At 66.6% G+C, this 1,602-nt stretch carries 2 protein-coding genes; both read right to left on the bottom strand.

What is annotated here, in order from left to right:
• Positions 1–291, bottom strand: a 291-nt coding sequence (locus tag KPL57_RS60325) for a recombinase family protein (RefSeq protein ID WP_226358892.1), incomplete at its 3' end; no start/stop codon positions are given.
• A 243-nt stretch (positions 292–534) separates the two neighbouring features.
• Positions 535–1,458 carry a Tn3 family transposase gene (locus KPL57_RS60320; protein WP_308253254.1) on the bottom strand — a complete coding sequence of 308 codons (924 nt, stop codon included), beginning with the start codon at positions 1,456–1,458 and terminating at the stop codon, positions 535–537.
• Positions 1,459–1,602: the final 144 nt, after the last annotated feature.

The raw sequence follows: 1,602 nt of genomic DNA, 5'->3' as shown, positions 1-1,602 counted from the left end.
CGGGATCGGGTCCTTCAGGGTCTTGATCCCGATGCCCTGCTCGCGCAGCTCGTGCACGACGTTGAGGCATTCGCGCAGATTGCGGCCGAGTCGGTCGAGGTTGGTCGCGATGATCGTGTCGCCGGAGCGGGCGTAGCGGCGCAGCTCGGTGAAGCCGGGCCGGTCGATGGTGGCGCCGGTCTTCTTGTCGGTGTAGATCCGCTCGTCGGGTATGCCGTGGTGGCCCAGGGCGTCGAGCTGTCGTTCGAGGTCCTGGTGTGTGGTCGAGACGCGGGCGTAGCCCAGTTCCATCACGTCACCGTCCTGGCCTGGTCCGGTCGGCATCCAGGGCGGCGGCGATCCGCGGGTCGGTAATGGCGGACTCGCCGGTCATGATCGTCTCGTTTCCTCCCGCAACTGTCTCATAAGTTACCATGTGGCCGTGTTTCGAGGCGGTGTTTCGACGTTAGATTGTGAGACAGCGTGACCTGGGTGATGTCGATGTCCGAACTCGCCTGCACGCTGTCGCGGAACCTTGGTTTCGAGACCGGCCAGTCAGCCGTGTGAGGCGGCGGCGGCCAGGCGAAGACGGGCGTCCATGTTCAGCCGCACCTCGCCGTAGGGCAGCACGTGCGCCCAGAACAGCGGCGTCAGCCCGCGCCGATCCTCAGCGGTGAGCGCGTCGTCCCACTCGGAGCCAGCGAGCAGGTCCTGGATCATCAGGGTGTTCACGTACAACAGGGCGGCCTGCAAGATCCGCAGGCACAGCACGCTCATCTCCTGCTCGTCGCGCCGGTTGGTGGCCAGGTCCCCGCCCTTGCCGTAGAAGATGACCGCGTTGGCCCGATTCCACGACTCGACCACGTTCAGGCCCTCGTGGATCTCTCGCTGGAGTGCCCGGCTGTGCAGGTAACGGGCCAAGAAGATGGTCTTGCGCCCGGCCAGCTCGATCATCGCCTGGTAGGTCGGGTGCGCTGCGTTGGCCTTCATGAATCGCCGCAGGATCGCCTCGGTCGAGGCGGTGCCCACGCGGATCGCGGTGGCGTACTTGAGCATCTGGTCGTACTGCTCAGCGATGCGGTCCCACCGGACCGGGCGGGTCATCGCCGGTGCCAGACCCGGCCAGGCGTCTGGCTCGCCAGCAGCCGGGCGGTACAGCTTGACCTTGTTGATCCGCTTGATCCTCGGCAGCAGGTCGAACCCGAGCAGCTTCGTGATGCCGAACCCGATCTCGGACTGACCATGCGTGTCCACGTAATTGGCCTCGACCTGCATGTCGGTGCCATGCCGGATCGCGCCGTCGACCATCGCGTGCACCTCGGAGGCCGAGCAGTTCAGCCGCTGCGAGTGGATCACCACGGAGCCGCGCTCGACGTGCCAGTAGATCAGCACCCCTCGGCCGCCGTAGCGGGAGTGCCACTCGGTGAAGATGTTCTGGTCGAACGCGCCGAAGTGAGTCGAGTCGCTGGCCCCGTGGATCCGTCGCCCACAGTGTCTGCTGGCGGGCGGCGAAGGTGGCGTTGGCGATCTCGATCGCGATCTGCGCGCGGCCTCGGTGCTCAGGTAGCGGCGCGGGCGTAGCGAATCTCGTCCTCGGAATGCCCGTGCTCGCCGCCGGCGACC

The sequence above is a fragment of the Pseudonocardia sp. ICBG601 genome, assembly GCF_020496245.1.
The sequence above is the reverse complement of the archived record's forward strand: the minus strand, read 5'-3'. Positions and strand labels throughout refer to the sequence as shown.